Source organism: Burkholderia sp. PAMC 26561 (assembly GCF_001557535.2).
Classification (GTDB): Bacteria; Pseudomonadota; Gammaproteobacteria; order Burkholderiales; family Burkholderiaceae; genus Caballeronia.
In genome coordinates, this window is the sequence record NZ_CP014310.1 from 35,391 (window position 1) to 51,225 (window position 15,835).

Sequence of the window (15,835 nt, forward strand, 5' to 3'; positions counted from 1 at the left end):
TTGTATGAATGAAATCACGGATTTGGGACTTCGAGAGATTGCCAAGCGGGTCGGTTCTCGAGAGCTTTCCGCTGAGGACGTCGTTCGAGCATACGTGCAAGTGATCGAGCAGCGCGAGAGTCAGATCAGGGCCTGGAAGTTCTTCGACGCAGATGCTGCGATCACACAGGCACGCATACTCGACTCTCGTTTTGGCACACCGGCGCAGCTAGCCGGCATTCCTATCGGTGTGAAAGATTTGTTCGATACGTTCGATATGCCGACCTGCTACGGTTCGCCGATCTATGCACACCACAGACCATCCGTCGACGCAGCCCTTGTAGCCAAGGCGCGCACGCTTGGCGCAATAGTCATGGGCAAGACCGTAACCACGGAATTCGCCACGTTCAAGCCGGGCGATACGAGAAACCCGAGATCCCCAGATATAGATCATCCGCATACGCCTGGCGGGTCGTCCAGTGGATCGGCGGCGGCTGTCGCGGCCGGTATGGTTCCGGTCGCCTTTGGTACGCAGACGGCAGGTTCAGTGATTCGTCCAGCCGCTTACTGCGGCGTCGTTGGATACAAGCCGACGTTCGGGACCTTGTCGCTAAGCGGCGCCAAGGCTCTATCACAGAGCTTGGACACAGCCGGCGTCATCAGCAGGACCGTCGACGATGCAGCCTACATTGTTGGCCTCCTATCGAACCAAACGTTTAATGTTGATGCCGATCATGCATTCCGGTTTGCTATCTGTCAGACCCCTCATTGGCATTTGACCGAACCGGCAAGCCGCGACGCCATAAATTCGTCGAGTCACCTGCTGGCATCGGTGGGTTTGGCGGCGAGCGAAGTCTGCCTCCCGGCCGGGTGTGGAGATCTGGCAACCGCTCACGTGCAGATCATGACGTACGAGGCTGCAGCCTCGTACGTTCCTGAATGCAGGACACAACCGTCCGGTTTGAGTGCTCCGTTTCGGCAGATTTTGGAGAGCGGTGCGAAGTTGGGCGGAGCAGGATATGCGAAGGCCCAGCAGCTCGCCGAAAAAGGTCGAAAACTCATCGATTCACTCTTTGACGAGTACGACATTTTGATATCGCCGAGTGCAACTGGCGAGGCGCCTGCTGGACTGGATGCAACCGGCGATCCCATATTCGGTCGGATATGGACTATGCTGGGATATCCGTGTGTTCACGTGCCAACAGGTTACGGGCCGAATGGCCTGCCAGTGGGTGTAACCTTGATTGGTGCCCGGTGGCACGATGAAATCGTTCTCTCTGCGGCCACTCGCTTGGCAAGCCTTGTGGGGGCTTTGTCAACTTGTGGCACCGAAGCCGGAAAGATGGTAGAGACGCGCATGCCTCAGAAAACGTAGGACGAGTCTTGGGTGACGTTGGCGAATTCGAGAGTTATGGTCGAAAGTGGTGTTCGGGTGAGGCAGGGATTTGAAGGCGGCGGCGGTTTAGCTGAGAATGTTGCTTGTCTAGAGTAACAACCAGCCAAACCGAGATCCACCACCAATGAAGAAGGTTACAGAAGAAACAACCTTGGGTAAATCGGAAGCACGGCCCAGCGGACTTGACGATTTGATTCAACAGGGCACGCGGCAGATCGTCCAGCAAGCAATCGAGGCAGAATTGGCGGCATTGCTAGAAAGATACGACAACGTGAAGACCCTTGATGGAAGGCGAACTGTGATTCGCAATGCTACCTGCCTGAGCGCGAGGTTGTCACGGCGATCGGCCCGGTCACCGTGAAGGTGCCGAAGGTTCGCGATCGCTCGGGCTCGGGCGTGAAGTTCAATTCGAACATCGTGCCGCCCTACATTCGGAAGTCACGCCGCGTGTCAGCGGCATTACCTTGGCTGTATCTACGTGGCGTCTCAACCGGCGACATGGGCGAGGCGCTGAGCGTGCTGCTGGGCGAAGAGGCCAAAGGTCTTTCGCCCGACGTGGTCAGCCGTCTGAAAGCTCAGTGGGCCGACGAGCACGCTCTGTGGAATCAGCGTGATCTGTCAAACGCGCGCTGGGTCTATTGGTGGGCCGATGGCATCCACACGGGGCTGCGCAGCGACGATTCGGACGGCCAGTGCTTGTTGGTCATCATCGGCGTGAAGCCGGACGGAACGAAAGAACGCGTGGCGATCGGCGATGGTTTCCGCGAGTCGAAGGACGCCTGGTGTGAGCTCTTGCTAGATCTGAAGGGCGAATTCATGATCTGAGGCATAGCTTTGCAGTTCAGGCTTTAATCCGGTGGTAAGGGAAGGCGCGGACCTTCAGTCGAATCTGCCGCCACTGGCCGTGTACATGGGGCATGTTTCGATCGTATCGACTGCATACTACCTTCCATTCGTTCCGACGATCGCAGCGCTCGCAAGTGATCGCTTTGAGAAGCATTTGAGCTACGTTCTCGCTGGGAGAAAGCCATGAAGCCGCGCAAACCAACAAAGCTCGGCCGATGTCTGCTGCGCTTCTTCCGGGATTTTCTCCCTACATTGCGGGGCGTCAGCGTGAACACGATAAGGAGCTACCCGGACGCCGTCGTTCTGCTGCTGAGGTTCATCTCTCGCGAGAGCGGGCGGCCCATCCAAACCCTGGCTCTAGGCGATCTCAATGCCGATCATGTAAAGCGATTCCTCAAGTTACCTGAGTCGGAGCGCGGCAACACTAGCATGCCTGTGAACATGGCTAGCGCTAATCAAAAGACTTCAACAAGTGTAAAGGTACGTTTTTGGGCCTCTTTTGAATCTCGAGTGGGTGGACTGCTGGGTCAAGTGCGGGCGCAAGCCCGGCGAAGCGAATACTAGACGCGCGTGGGGTCACCAAGCTGAAGCGGGGCTGGTTGCGGCAGAATGCGGCAATCAGCCCTGCAAGACCAAGCGAACGATGACGAACCAAACCCGACTCTTTGAAGCCGCCTTGGGAATTAAGGCACCGTGGTATGTGCAAGGTGTCGATTTCGGCACGGAACTGACGATTGCCGTGGACTTTGTCGCGGGCAGCCGGTTTGCCTACCCCGGGGTGCCGGGCGAACACCCGGTGCACGACACGGTCATCAAACGGCTGCGGCACCTCAACTTTTTCCAGTTCGACTGTTATCTGGAGGTGCGCGTGCCGCGTGTGCGCCTGCCGGACGGCTCGGTGCGGCTCGTGGAACCCGAATGGATGGGCAAACTGGATGGCTTTACGCTGCTGTTTGAAGCGCTCGTGCTGACGCTGTGCCGGGAGATGACATTTGCGGCGGTGGCCCGTCTGGTGAACCTGTCGTGGTATCGCGTGAAGGCCATCTGTGATCGTTACGTGAACCTCGCGGTGGCCGCGACTGATTTGTCCGAGCTCACCGCGGTGGCCATTGACGAAACCTCGTGCCGACGGGGCCACGACTATGTCTCGCTGGTCGCCGACATGGACGCCAGGCGCGTAGTCTTCGTCACGCCAGGCAAGGATGCCGGCGTTGTCGAACGCTTTGCCAATCACCTCGAGGAACACAACGCCACGCCTGCGCAGATCAAATCGGTCAGCATCGACATGTCGCCCGCCTTCATCAAGGGCGTGGACGAGCATCTGCCCGATGCGCGCGTAACGTTCGACAAGTTTCATGTGATTGCGCACGCGTCCAAAGCCCTCGACGGTGTGCGCCGCGAGCAGCAGAAGAACGATCCGGCATTGAAGGGCATGCGCTGGTCGTTGCTCAAGGATGCGGACAAGCTGAACCTCGCGCAACTGACCGATCTCGAGGCACTGATCAGCCAGTACACCACCAACTGCACCGCCCGTGCCTGGATGTACCGCGAGCAGTTGCGGGAGATTCTCGATCGCAAGCAGATCCACGTCGTCTCCAAGATGTTGCGCCGGTGGTGCACCGGTGTCATGCGTTCCAAGGTTGAGCCGATGAAGGACGTCGCACGCATGATCCTGCGCCATTTCGACGGCATCGTCGCCTGGGCCCAGACGCGCCAGACCAACGGCTTCATCGAAGCCATCAACGGCCTATTTCAAGCTGCCAAGCGCAAGGCGCGCGGGTACGCCAGCTTCAAAACCATGCGAACCGTGCTGTTCCTCATCGCCGGCAAGCTCGACTTCTCAGCCTTCAACCCACATGCCTCGTAAGCCGCATTACCCACTCCACTTTTGAAATAGCCGTTTTTAGTTTTATCCGACCCAGCCCGCGAAGATCGCGCTCTTTTTGGGGAGACCGGCTTGGCCTTCGATGAGCCAGCGAAACAGGGCACCGAGCACCGACAACGCATACGCGCTCGAACGCACGATAGACCGCCTACATTCGGGCGCCACTCCGCTGAATCGCGAGGTCGTAACCGACCAACCATTTGTCACGAGGCGTTAGTCGTCGCAAAAAACTACGGTATGCGATCGCATCGTCGGTGGTCAGCTACGACAAGGCCCTGTTGCGCTCGATAACTGCCACAAGATCAGGCGCTCCGCTTCCCTGCGATAGGCGCGTTGCGTGGGGGAAGTCTCATGCAGCGCAAGCCATGCCTGCACCGCTTTGATAGTCATTCGTCGCATAGATTTTTGCCGCCCCCTCAGAATTCAATGCAAACCATCACCGCTCGAGTTAGTGCTCTTTCGCTCGATCGCTCGTTGTTCGCCCAAGGAAGCTACTTATAAGCGAAGCGATCTCGTCTGGCTTCTCATAAATTGCAAAGTGTCCGGCATCGAGAACATGAACCTCCGCGTTGGGCAGGTCCCTTTTGTACGCCGCGGCTTCGGCGACCAAAAAGGACGGATCGTATTTGCCCCAGACCACGAGCGTTGGTGGCTGGTGCTGCTGCAGCCACGCTTGCCATAATGGGTAGCTCGCTACGTTCGTCTGATACGAGTAGAAGAGGTCAGTCTGGATGTCAGCTTCTCCCGGACGACTGAGGAATGCAAATTCATCCGTCCAAAGATCGGGGTTAATCGTATCGGGACGAGGATTTGAGCCGATGTGGCGCTGTCGCGTGGAGGCCAGTGATAGGAAGTTCTCACGGAGTGTGGCTTCGTTCGCAGCACGGTCTTTCCAAAACTTCCGTCGCGAGTCCCAAAGGGGGCCCAGTCCGTCTTCGTGGGAAACCGCATTTTGAACTATGATGGCATCCACCCTTTCCGGGTGATTCACGGCGAGGCGCATTCCCACTGGTCCGCCGTAATCTTGAACAAACAAAACATAGTGTTGAAGCCCAAGTGTTTCAGTGAAATGTTGCACAACTTCCGAGAGATGATCGAAAGTGTACGAAAAATCTTTGACGTTGGGAGCATCGCTGTTGCCGAATCCGGGATAGTCAGGAGCCACCAAGTGATAGTGGCCAGACAAACGGGTAAATAGCGGCTCATACATCCGCGACGAAGATGGAAACCCGTGCAGCAGCAAGATTGTAGGTGCATCAGGACGTCCAGCTTCCCGATAGAAAATTGACACGCCGTCGACCTTGACGGTGCGGTAGTAGATTGGCTCGGCGTCGGCGAGAGGGCGCACGGCCGTCGCCGCATCAGCTGGATTTGCCATCAATATGCCAAGGCTAGTAGCCATGGCCGAAATGAAACACAATTTGAACATCTTCACTCCTTTAGGTCGTAGTGTTAGTAACAACTAGTTGCGACTTGCGATTTGAAGACGCAACTAGCGCGCATGGAGGGCAGGTCAGTAGGGCACGATAAAGTCCAGAGCTTGGCTACTTCCTGCATCCAATGATGCCACGGACGAAATCATTTTATTGATCGTCACCTTAGAAGGTTGTGCCTTGAGGAGAACGCTTCCGTAATGCCACCGAAAAACATCTTTTCACTTCAGCTTTCTCTTTCATGCAAATTCTATCGACCATCTCGACGTCCGGTCTAATCACACCGGAATGGATATGAAGGACATTTATCAGCAGCAGCACAGGGAGCACCAAATGCGGTTTTAATTTCTGCGGCGACCTGGGGGCATTTTCGTCTAGCACGAAGTGGCCAGCGTCGAGCCACACCAGTTTTGCATCGGGCAAGTCGTTCAGGTACGCGCGGGCACCAGGTGGGATGAAGAACGGATCGTTCTTGCCCCACACTATCAGTGTCTTGGGCTTGTGCTGCCGAAATGCCGCTTGCCAATGCGGATACAAGGCGATATTCGATTTGTAGTTCTCGAGCAAATCGACTTGATAATCTTGCACCCGCGGCCGGTCGAGTAGCGCTTGGTCGAACACCCAATTATCGGATTAATCGCTTCCGGATCCTTTGCGCCAACGAGCCAGTGGTACTTGGTGCCTTCGAGACCTACAAAGTCGCGAGCCGGCTTCTCCGTTTCCGGCGTGCGGTTCTCCCACAACGGCAACAGCACGCTTTTCGGAGCATCGCCCACGCCTTCAATATAGGCGTTCGTATTTTGGATGATGAACCCTTTCACGCAATCTGGGCGCTGGCTGAACAGGCGGAACCCCACCGGTCCACCATAGTCCTGCATGTAGAGAATGTACGAGTCGAGACCGAGCACATCGACCAAGCCCAAAACGTGCGCGGCGAGATTGTCGAACGTATAGGCGAATTCGTCACGCGATGGCGCGTCGGAATGGCCAAAGCCGATATAGTCCGGGGCGATCAAATGAAAGCAGTCGGCCAGCGACGGAATCAGGTCACGGAACATCTGGCTGCTACTTGGCAAACCATGAAGCAAAAGAATTGTCGGCAGCTTGCGAGCGCCGGCCTCTCGGTAGAAGACCTTTCTGCCATTGACTTCGGCGGTGCGATGATATGTTCGAACGGTCATGATGGGCCCCTGTCGTTTATAGAAGCGTTCGGGCGGACCACCCGCCGTTGACGCGTTGAAAGCATTCTCTGCAATTTCGTAAACGACGGGCAGACGGTAAAATCGAGAATCGACCTCTCATTTGGTGGAATATCCTTGGACCGACTCGATGCAATGGCAGTGCTGCTGGCTGCGGTGGAAGGCGGCAGCTTATCGAAAGCAAGTCGACAGCTAAAATTGCCGCTTGCCACGGTCAGTCGGAAAATAGCTGACTTAGAAAGTCACCTCAAGGCGACCGTCTTCATCCGATCAACAAAAGGGCTCGAGTTGACACCGGCCGGCCGTACTTATGTAACCGCCGCAAAAGCCATCCTCGAGCGGGTGGTGGAGGCAGAACGTGCCGTTGCTGGTGAATACACAGAACCGAAGGGAGACCTTGTCGTCACTGCACCCATTATGTTCGGCCGGCTGCATGTGCTACCTGTGGTGTCGAACTTTCTTTCTGCTTTTCCCGATGTTTCGATAGGTCTAGAGCTCACCGATAGGGTGACACATTTTCTTGACGACCAGGTAGATGTCGCGCTCCGCGTTGGCGAGCTTCCGGACAGTAACTTGGTTGCTGTCGGCCTAGGTTCGATTCGACGCGTCGTGTGTGCAAGCCCGACCTATCTTGCAACGCGAGATGTACCTTCGACGCCGCACGACCTTGTACGCCATGACGCGATCTCATTTGACAGTGTATCGGTGAAGAGTCAATGGAGCTTCTGGTCTGGAGGCGAAGAATTTAGAGTGCCGATTCGCTCGCGGTTGAGCGTCAATACGATTGATGCCGCCATTGACGCGGGTCTCTCTGGCTCAGGCTTGATCCGCACGATGTCCTATCAAGTCGTCGAACTTGTGCGTCGTCAACAGCTCGTAACGGTCCTGAACGATTTCGAACCGCCCAAGCGCCCGGTTCATCTGGTGTACGACAAGCAGAATCGGCTACCGTTGAAATTGCGTGCATTCGTCGACTTTGTTGTTCCGCGTTTGCGTGATCGTGTCCTTGCGGCTGCATTATAAATACGAGCCGGACGTCTGCATGTGCTGAGTCGCTCGCTCGTCTTCAGTTCAATAGACAATCGTTACAGCAGTTTTTGCCCGAGAGCCGGTTCTAAGGGCGGGTGCAATTCGCCTGATCGTGGAAACGTATGCTCTTACGCCAAAGAATGGAAACCAGATGAGATCGCCGGATGCATACGATTCGACGGGCTCTGCTTGACATAGGAGCGTCAACGCACCGATGTAAAGCTTTTTTCGACAGCCTAAAAAACGAACGTGTTCACGAAAGACGGTCCGCCACGCATGTCGAGGCGATAGCAGACCTATTTGAATACCTCGAAGTATTTTATAACTTGAGTTGTCGTCACTCCACGCTCGACCAAATTTTGTCACCTCAGTTCATGCAAGACTCGATAGCGCTCAGCGGGAGAAAAATCCGGCGACATAATGTTAGACCCTTGGAACACAAAAAACAGCGAGAAGCTCACTTGACCGGTGTAGTAAGATCGGAAGGTCAGCGGCACCGTAACCCCCGCGTGGCAGAAACGCGTGACGTGCGAAAGGCGGAAAATACATTAAACATGGAGCATTTGTCGAATGATCACGATCTGGGGACGCGCCAATTCGGTCAACGTCCAAAAGGTATTGTGGGGCTGCGACGAACTGGGACTGCCGTTCGAGCGAATCGACGCGGGTATGCAGTTCGGCCGCAATCACGAACCCGACTATCTAGCGATGAACCCGACAGGCCGCATTCCAACGCTCGTTGACGGGGACTTCGTTCTGTGGGAATCAAGTTCCATCCTTCGATATCTGGCGCTGCAATATGGGCCGTCGAGCCCACTCTATCCGGCCGAGCCGAAGATTCGCGCGAGCATCGACCGCTGGCTCGACTGGTCGCTTTCAACCTTGCAGCCTGCCGAACGCCCGGTGTTCTTGAGCCTCATCCGCACACCTGAGGCGCAACGCGATCTCATCGCGCTAGGCACCGATGTGAAGTCCGTCACGGCGCGGTGGGGGATGCTCAACGCGCACCTGCAAGGCCGCTCCTTCCTTGAGAACGACAACTTCACGCTGGCCGATATAGAGTTTGGCACATACGCGAAGCGTTGGTTCGGTCTCGAAGGAATCGAGCGCCCGTCGATGCCAAATCTCGAACGGTGGTATTCGCGTCTGGAAACGCACCTGGGCTTCAAGAAATACGTCGACCTGCCGCTCACCTGAACATTTCCAAACGATCATATAGCGATCACACTCTAAGCCCGGGGCACGCCAAACGGTTGTGTCGCGGTAATATCGTTAAAACTAATTTTTCTTCTATGTCAAGGACTCCTTACGCCATCAGGGAATAGGAATGAGCCGCAGCTGTTCGCGTGGCACCGTCGTCGTCCGCCATCCGGCCTGTCCTGATCATATGCATTGCCTCAATACTCGAGAGGATAATACGGGGCACATCGGAAATCCTTGAAACCTATCATTGGCCTGCTTCGGCAGTTGATTGCCCGGTGACCTGCTCGACAATGCTATTCGGGTACTTGACCTGTCGGACCCTACGGGGCGTTTCACGCTCAACGTTGATGGCCTGGAGGGCAGGCAGATTGGCCTCGCTTTTATCCATGGTCACGGTCTTAGGCGCACCGTTGCGATCGATGGCCTTTCAAAGTGGCTGCGCGCAGCAGCCTTATCACGATGCGCCCGCAACAGGGAATTGACCTTATTACCGGCCTTATCCACTGTACGATACAAAGTACTTCCACTCTTCCACTGACTGACGCGCTCCAGAAATGTAGGCGACTTTCGATCTTGGCTGTTACGGAAGATTTGAAAAGTGGAAAACGCAAGCAAAGTAAAGAAGCCAGCATGGGTGAGATACTCCGCCGAGGTTCGGGAACGCGCGGTCCGGATGGTGATGGAGCACCAGCATGAATACAACACGCAGGGCGCGTCGATGTGGTCGATTGCCTCGAAGATGGGCATGTCGCGCGAGACGCTGCGCAACTGGGTAATTAAAGCCAAGCGGGATCCCCCGCAGCGGGCGGGCTCAACAACGACGGACCTGGCGCGGCTCAAGGAACTGGAGCGTGAGAATCGGGAATTGCGCACGGCCAACGAGGTTCTGCGCAATTCGACGATCATCGTGCGCTCTACGGGGTCGAGTCGTTTTGCCGGATGCTGCCGATCGCCCCGTCGACATATTATCGGCACGCGTCTGAGCGTCACGACTCGCAGCTTTGGTCAGCACGAGCGCGTATTTCACACCAAGCTGGACAAGGATTTCGCGGCAAGATGGACAGGCTTTTCACACGAAGCTGGGGGGTGCGGCGGAATTCTTGGACTATTTGGAGGTAGTCCATGTACTCGTATGAAGACCGCATTCGAGCGGTTCGGCTCTACATAAAACTGGGAAAGAGCCTTGCAGCGACCGTTCGTCAGTTAGGCTATCCCAGCGCAACCGGCACTCTCGAGCGTTGGCATCACGCCTACGAGCAATACCTGGACTTGCCGAGGGACCGTATTTGCTCAAAGCCAAAATATTCGGTCAAACAAAAGAAAGCTGCCACGGATTACTATCTGAGCCAAGGTCAATTCTTGTCCGCGACTGTTACCGCGTTGGGATATCCAGGCGCCGTGACGCTTGCAGGCTGGCTCGACGAGCTTAACCCTGCGAGGAAGAAGCGCCTGACGGGCAAGGCCACCGGCGTTCGGCATGCCTACGAATTCAAACAACACGCGGTGGTTGATCTTTGCAGCCGGCAAGAAAGTGCCCAGGCAGTCGCTCAAAGGATTGGCGTGAGTCGAACGACGCTGTATAACTGGCAAAAACGGCTACTCGGTCTTGAGGTTATCGCAACTATGAAGCAGCGTAACGATCCACCGCTACCGTCCGAACGAGCAGATTTGGAGAAGGAAGTTGAATCCCTTCGACGCGACATCAGGAAATTGCAGCTCGAACACGACATCTTGAAGAAGGCGAATGAACTGTTAAAAAAAGGCGTGGGCGTCGATCCGCACCTCCTGACGAATCGGGAAAAGACGTTGCTGATTGATGCCTTGAAACAGACCTATGCACTGCCAGAGCTCTTGAGTGAACTGGGCCTTGCCCGTACTCTTACTTTTATCATCGAGCACGCCTACGCGTTTCAGACAAGTTTGCGGATGTGCGAGTTGCCGTTGCAGACCTCTTTAAGCTTAATCACAATTGTTATGGCTATCGTCGAATGCGAGCAGCGCTGGCTAGACAGCAAATTCTTATCTCGGAAAAAGTGGTCCGGCGGTTGATGAGGCAGGAATGCCGTGTAGTCGCCTGCGCGAGGCGGCGGCGTTATGCTTCGTATCTAGGTGAAATAAGCCCTGCACCGGAGAACCTTATCAATCGCAATTTCCAAGCGACGGCTCCGAATGAGAAGTGGCTAACAGAAATCACGGAATTCCACATCCCAGCTGGGAAGGTGTATCTCTCACCTATGATCGACTGCTTCGACGGGCTGGTGATTAGCTGGTCGATTGGCACGAGTCCGGACGCCGATCTTGTCAACACGATGTTGGATGCTGCTGTGGAGACGGTTGCTAACAGCGAAGAACGACCTATTGTCCATTCGGACCGTGGTTGCCACTATCGTTGGCCTGGCTGGCTCTCAAGAATTCGTGATGCGCAACTCATGCGGTCAATGTCGCGTAAAGCGCGCTCGCCTGATAATGCAGCCTGCGAAGGCTTCTTCGGTCGCCTTAAAACAGAGTTGTTTTATCCGCGAGACTGGAAAACAACGACCATTGCAGAATTCATAGCAGTAGTGGACTTGTACATCCACTGGTACAACGAGAAACGGATCAAAATCTCCCTAGGTTCACTCAGCCCCATCGAATATCGTGAGAGCCTAGGACTCAGAGCATAAACCAGTCCAAGAATTCCGCCGCACCCCCGCTTATTCGCAACGCGGCGACACGTGGTGGGTACCTCGAGTATCGTGCTTCGGTCGCGCAGTGGAAGGCGGAATGGTTTGCCAAGCGGCCAAAGCCGGCGAAGCTAGTCCATTGCGTAATTGACTTGGCACCGGGTGAATTCGACGGGAAGGATCGCCATATTTCCACTTGATTGGTTTCGGGTTTTGGTTTTGGTTGTGCTCGCGGATAAAACGCATCAGTTTGCGATCCAGATCCTTCACCGACGTGAAGACGCCGCGAGCGATCACATCACGCTGAATGCGTGAGAACCAATTTTCGACCTGGTTGAGCCCCGAGGAGTAAGTCGGCGTGAAGTGCAAGCGCACGTTGCGAGTCGCGGTAAGAAAGTCGGCCACCCGCTGCGTCTTGTGGCTGCTCACGTTATCGCAAATGACGTGGATTTCCCTACGTTTGGGCTGGCTGGCGAAGACATCAGTCAGGAAGGACACAAACTGTTCGCTGGTGTGGCGCGGTCGTGCCCACCACCTCGCCGGTAGCAGTATTAAATGCCGCGAACAGACTGAGGGTACCGTTGCGTTTGTACTCGAAGCCGTGGCTTTCGGCACGCCCCGGCGACAACGGCAGCATCCGGTCGCGGCGCTCAAGTGCCTGGATCGCGGTTTTCTCATCTACGCAGAACACCACCGCGTGCGCCGGCGGGTTCAAATAAAGCCCGATCACGTCGGCTGCCTTGGTCTCGAAGTCCGGATCGTTAGAGACCATGTGCCGCTCCAAGCGCTGCGGCTTGATGCCGTGCTTACGCCAGATGCGCTGCACGGCTGAGACCGACACATCGCCCAGCTCTGCTGCGAGCTTGTAGCTGCTCGAGTGTGTCGAACCGTCAGATGGTTTGTGCTTGAGGGTGCGGTTAAGTACACGCGCTTCCAACTTGGCAGGCGGCTGCTCAGGAGCGCGCCCGGGATGGCGAGCGTACATGCCGGCCAGTCGCTCGTTGAGGAAGCCTCCTGACCAACGTGCGATGAAACGCGAGTCGCAGCCTAGCGCGCTCATGATTGCGTCGCGCGATTCACCGTCCTCGAGCATCAAGATCAACTTTGCGCGTCGCACGTCCGCCGCGCGCACCGTTCGACTGCGCGCCGCTAAAAGTAGTTGCTTACGTTCGGTATCTGTCAGATTCATCTTGCCCATGGCCCATATCTAAACACATACGGGGTGCCAATCAATGACGCGATGGACTAGGGTTCGAGTCTTACGCGTGAGTCGGCGTGAATGGAGGCCAACTCGCTTTTGATGACCCTCGTTTCCGGGAGGAAGAACAGCCCTATCACTAACGTGCACGAGGCGACGACCACCGGATATTAAGGACCGTAGTAAATATCTCCGGTTGCCGCCATCATCGCAAACGCTGTTGCTGGCAAGAAGCCACCAAACCAGTCATTGCCTATGTTGTAGGGTAAGCTCGTTGCCGTGTAGCGGACCTGCGCGGGGAACAACTCCATGTACCGGCTCCGGTTGTTTGGACACGCTTTTTGCAGTTCAGGCGGCCAGCTTCATCAGCCTTTCCTGACTGGCTTCGAGGGGTGATTTGAAGCCCAGCTTTTCAAGACGCCAGTCGCGGTTGTATCGATCTTGGACGCGACAGCGGCGGCACGAACTTCCTCCGGGTTTTTGAAGATGCGTCCATGAATCGCCTGCTCCTTCATGGTTCGGTTGAACCTCGCGGCCACGCCGTTGGTCTGCGCGCTCGGCGACGAAGGCGTAGCTCGGCGCGATGCCCCAGAATTTGATCTGGTCGCGAAAGTCGTCCGAGGTGTATTGCGAACCATGATCCATGCGCAGCGACAGCCCGCGACGCGCGTCGGCACCCACGGAGCCAAACTCGCCCAGCAGCCGCTGGGAGATCGGCTCGAGGGCGGCGAAACGGTCACCAATTTTCGCGGCATAAATGCCGATGCACGTGCCGTCGCAGTGATCGACGGCGGAGAAGATCCACACCATGCCGTCGTCCACGGTCGCGATGCGCACGCCGTCGGTACCCCACATTTCATTGGGGCGATCAGTTGTAATCCGGCCGTCGTGAAGGATGGGTTCGCCTCGCGCTTGACGATGCGGCGAGAGCAGACTGTGCTCCCGCATCAGCCGCAACACGCGGGTCCGTGAGACAAGGATGTCATGCAGGATGCGCAGCCGTGCCCAGACCTTGCGATGCCCCTCGCCCTTGAAGGGCGAAGCCGCCAGATCGTCACCGATGGCCTTGAGCAAGTCAGCATCGGGCATCTTCGGCTTCGGCCCACGCCTGCGCACAACCATCGGTGTCACGCCGGCGCTCGCTCTGGCACGTACGGCGTAGATCGTCGAGCGCGGGAAGTCGAGCACCTGGCAAACCCGTTGCGATCCAAAGGGCTTGCCGACGCTCACGGAGATCTCGTGGCTCATGTCGATGATCTCCGAGCGCTCAAAGGGCGACGGGCGTGCCGCTCGCGTTCCTTGTTCAAAATCTCGATTGTCATCCCTCTGCGTCACAATAGATGTCGCCTCTGAATTTTCTTAATCCGAAGAACTCAGAGGTGTAGGTTGAATGCCAAACAGACGTATTCTGTTGAATTCAGGGAGCAGGCGCTGGCAAAGGTCCTGCAACGCGGCAACCGGTCCGTAGGAACGGTTGCCGCGGAACTGAACATGAACGTATTAACTTTGAGGAAGTGGATCCGCGTGTCTAACGCCGCAAACCGCAACCCGGGGCCAGTCGATGCACGGCGCCCGGAAGATTGGTCTTTGGAAGATCGCCTGCTGGCATTGCAGCAGAGCCATGGACTGAGCGCCGAGGCACTCAGCGCGTGGTGCCGTGAACGTGGCTTGTTTGTTCATCATCTGGACCAGTGGCGTGCCCAGTTTTGCTCGGCCGGCACCGCGAGCAGCGCACGTGCAAACGCTCCAGAACTGCGCGAGCTGAAACAGGCCAATGCGCAGCTGCAGCGCGAATTGAAACGCAAGGAAAAGGCTTTAGCGGAGGCGGCCGCGTTGCTGATACTTTCAAAAAAGTACCAGGCGCTGTTCGGGGACGAGGACGAATGAGCTCCCCCGAAGAGCGTGCGACATTGCAGGAGCTGATCGGCAAGGCGACTACAGCCGGGGCTCGTCAGGCACGCGCATGTGCTGTGCTCGGGCTAAGCGCGCGCACCGTGCAGCGCTGGCAAGGCGGCGGTCCTGAAGCAGTGGATGGGCGCGCCTTACGCCATCATGATGCTGTTCACAAGCTGTCGACCGATGAGCGCGCTGAACTGCTGGCGGTGGCCAACTCTGTCGAATTCGCTCATCTGCCACCGAGCCAAATCGTCCCTCGATTGGCCGACCAGGGCCGCTACATCGCCTCAGAATCGACGTTCTACCGGGTGCTGCGTGAAGAGAAACAGCTTGCTCATCGGCGCAGTGAACAACCAGCGCGCGCCCGCAGCAAGCCTCGCGCAGTTTGTGCCGACGAGCCCAATCAATTGTTCAGCTGGGATATCACTTACCTGCCGACGACAGTTCGCGGGCAGTATTTCTATCTCTATCTGTTCATGGACGTATTCAGTCGGATGGTCGTCGGCTGGCAGGTCTACGCTGAAGAGAGCAGCGCCCAGGCCAGCGAGCTTCTGAAGGACCTATGTGCACGTGAAGCGATCAAACCGGGTCAGGTGATTTTGCATTCGGATAACGGCGGCCCAATGAAGGGTGCCACGATGCTCGCCACCCTGCAGGCTCTGGGTGTCATGCCGTCATTGAGTCGACCGGGCGTGAGCAACGACAACCCGTTCTCGGAATCGTTGTTCAAAACACTGAAGTATCGGCCGGCCTATCCTCTGCAGGCGTTCGACACTCTATTTGCCGCGCGCGCTTGGGTCACCGTGTTGGTGCGCTGGTATAACCACGAACATCGTCACAGCGCGATCCGTTTCGTCACGCCTGCCCAACGGCACGCCAACCTCGACCAGCAGATCCTCGATCGCCGCGCGATGCTCTACGAGGCGGCAAAGCAGCGCAACCCGCTACGATGGAAAGGCCCCACTCGAAACTGGAAGCGCGTACACACCGTCCATTTGAATCCCGATCGCACAGACAACTTTGAACCCATCAAACGCAACCACCGACAGGAGCAAAAAGCCGCCTAAATTTAATCGTTGAGGCGACATCTACCTTGAAATCTACCGGT

The 15,835-nt window shown here is 56.5% G+C and carries 9 protein-coding genes and 8 pseudogenes; 10 read left to right on the top strand and 7 right to left on the bottom strand.

Features of this window, described 5'->3' with window-relative positions:
• Positions 1-4 precede the first annotated feature (4 nt).
• The 4 genes and pseudogenes from AXG89_RS30635 to AXG89_RS30655 all read left to right on the top strand — a co-directional run bounded on the left by AXG89_RS30635 (position 5) and on the right by AXG89_RS30655 (position 4,088).
• Complete coding sequence (locus tag AXG89_RS30635) at positions 5-1,354, top strand: amidase (protein ID WP_062174876.1); 1,350 nt, start codon at positions 5-7, stop codon at positions 1,352-1,354.
• Between the two features lie 145 nt (positions 1,355-1,499).
• A pseudogene (locus tag AXG89_RS30640) lies at positions 1,500-2,182 on the top strand (transposase); the annotation flags it as partial.
• A 222-nt stretch (positions 2,183-2,404) separates the two neighbouring features.
• Entirely contained in the window at positions 2,405-2,785 is a 381-nt protein-coding gene (locus AXG89_RS43705; protein ID WP_062174246.1) for a site-specific integrase, read from the top strand.
• 79 nt (positions 2,786-2,864) lie between these two features.
• Positions 2,865-4,088 (top strand): ISL3 family transposase, encoded by a 1,224-nt coding sequence (locus AXG89_RS30655; RefSeq protein WP_062174248.1) that lies wholly within the window; start codon positions 2,865-2,867, stop codon positions 4,086-4,088.
• 96 nt (positions 4,089-4,184) lie between these two features.
• Here the strand turns inward: AXG89_RS30655 and AXG89_RS30660 are convergent.
• The 3 genes and pseudogenes from AXG89_RS30660 to AXG89_RS30670 form a co-directional block, all read right to left on the bottom strand.
• Positions 4,185-4,518 (bottom strand): annotated as a pseudogene (locus AXG89_RS30660) (integrase); the annotation flags it as partial.
• Between the two features lie 36 nt (positions 4,519-4,554).
• Positions 4,555-5,535 carry an alpha/beta fold hydrolase gene (locus AXG89_RS30665; RefSeq protein ID WP_082771664.1) on the bottom strand — a complete coding sequence of 327 codons (981 nt, stop codon included), beginning with the start codon at positions 5,533-5,535 and terminating at the stop codon, positions 4,555-4,557.
• 278 nt (positions 5,536-5,813) lie between these two features.
• A pseudogene (locus AXG89_RS30670) lies at positions 5,814-6,720 on the bottom strand (alpha/beta fold hydrolase).
• A 135-nt stretch (positions 6,721-6,855) separates the two neighbouring features.
• Here AXG89_RS30670 and AXG89_RS30675 point away from each other — a divergent pair.
• From AXG89_RS30675 to AXG89_RS30680, 3 genes and pseudogenes are all read left to right on the top strand, one after another.
• Positions 6,856-7,761, top strand: coding sequence for a LysR family transcriptional regulator (locus AXG89_RS30675; RefSeq protein ID WP_062174250.1), 906 nt, complete (start codon positions 6,856-6,858; stop codon positions 7,759-7,761).
• A gap of 224 nt (positions 7,762-7,985) precedes the next feature.
• Positions 7,986-8,150, top strand: a pseudogene (locus AXG89_RS43710) (IS3 family transposase); the annotation flags it as partial.
• Positions 8,151-8,337: 187 nt separating this feature from the next.
• Positions 8,338-8,964 (top strand): glutathione S-transferase family protein, encoded by a 627-nt coding sequence (locus tag AXG89_RS30680; RefSeq protein ID WP_062174252.1) that lies wholly within the window; start codon positions 8,338-8,340, stop codon positions 8,962-8,964.
• Between the two features lie 109 nt (positions 8,965-9,073).
• On the opposite strand, the pseudogene AXG89_RS42840 reads toward AXG89_RS30680, so the two are convergent.
• Positions 9,074-9,510: pseudogene (locus AXG89_RS42840) on the bottom strand (DDE-type integrase/transposase/recombinase); the annotation flags it as partial.
• Between the two features lie 58 nt (positions 9,511-9,568).
• Between AXG89_RS42840 and AXG89_RS30690 the strand changes: the two are divergent.
• Together AXG89_RS30690 and AXG89_RS30695 are read left to right on the top strand one after the other, a co-directional pair.
• Entirely contained in the window at positions 9,569-10,138 is a 570-nt protein-coding gene (locus AXG89_RS30690) for a transposase (protein ID WP_162916158.1), read from the top strand.
• Positions 10,093-11,633, top strand: a protein-coding gene (locus tag AXG89_RS30695) for an IS3 family transposase (protein WP_119024725.1) whose coding sequence is annotated in 2 segments (ribosomal slippage) — positions 10,093-10,846 and positions 10,846-11,633 — 1,542 coding nt in all. Because the reading frame shifts where the segments join, the coding sequence is not laid out codon by codon here. The genes AXG89_RS30690 and AXG89_RS30695 overlap by 46 nt, the downstream gene beginning before the upstream one ends.
• Before the next feature lie 147 nt (positions 11,634-11,780).
• On the opposite strand, the pseudogene AXG89_RS30700 reads toward AXG89_RS30695, so the two are convergent.
• The 3 pseudogenes from AXG89_RS30700 to AXG89_RS30710 all read right to left on the bottom strand — a co-directional run.
• Positions 11,781-12,840: pseudogene (locus tag AXG89_RS30700) on the bottom strand (IS630 family transposase); the annotation flags it as partial.
• Between the two features lie 38 nt (positions 12,841-12,878).
• Positions 12,879-13,142, bottom strand: a pseudogene (locus AXG89_RS30705) (MFS transporter); the annotation flags it as partial.
• Positions 13,143-13,179: 37 nt separating this feature from the next.
• Positions 13,180-14,079: pseudogene (locus tag AXG89_RS30710) on the bottom strand (transposase).
• 138 nt (positions 14,080-14,217) lie between these two features.
• On the opposite strand from AXG89_RS30710, the gene AXG89_RS30715 reads away from it, so the two are divergent.
• A protein-coding gene (locus AXG89_RS30715) for an IS3 family transposase (protein WP_236873570.1) occupies positions 14,218-15,794 on the top strand; the annotation gives its coding sequence in 2 pieces (ribosomal slippage) (positions 14,218-14,677 and positions 14,677-15,794; 1,578 coding nt in all).
• The last annotated feature ends 41 nt before the right edge of the window (positions 15,795-15,835 follow it).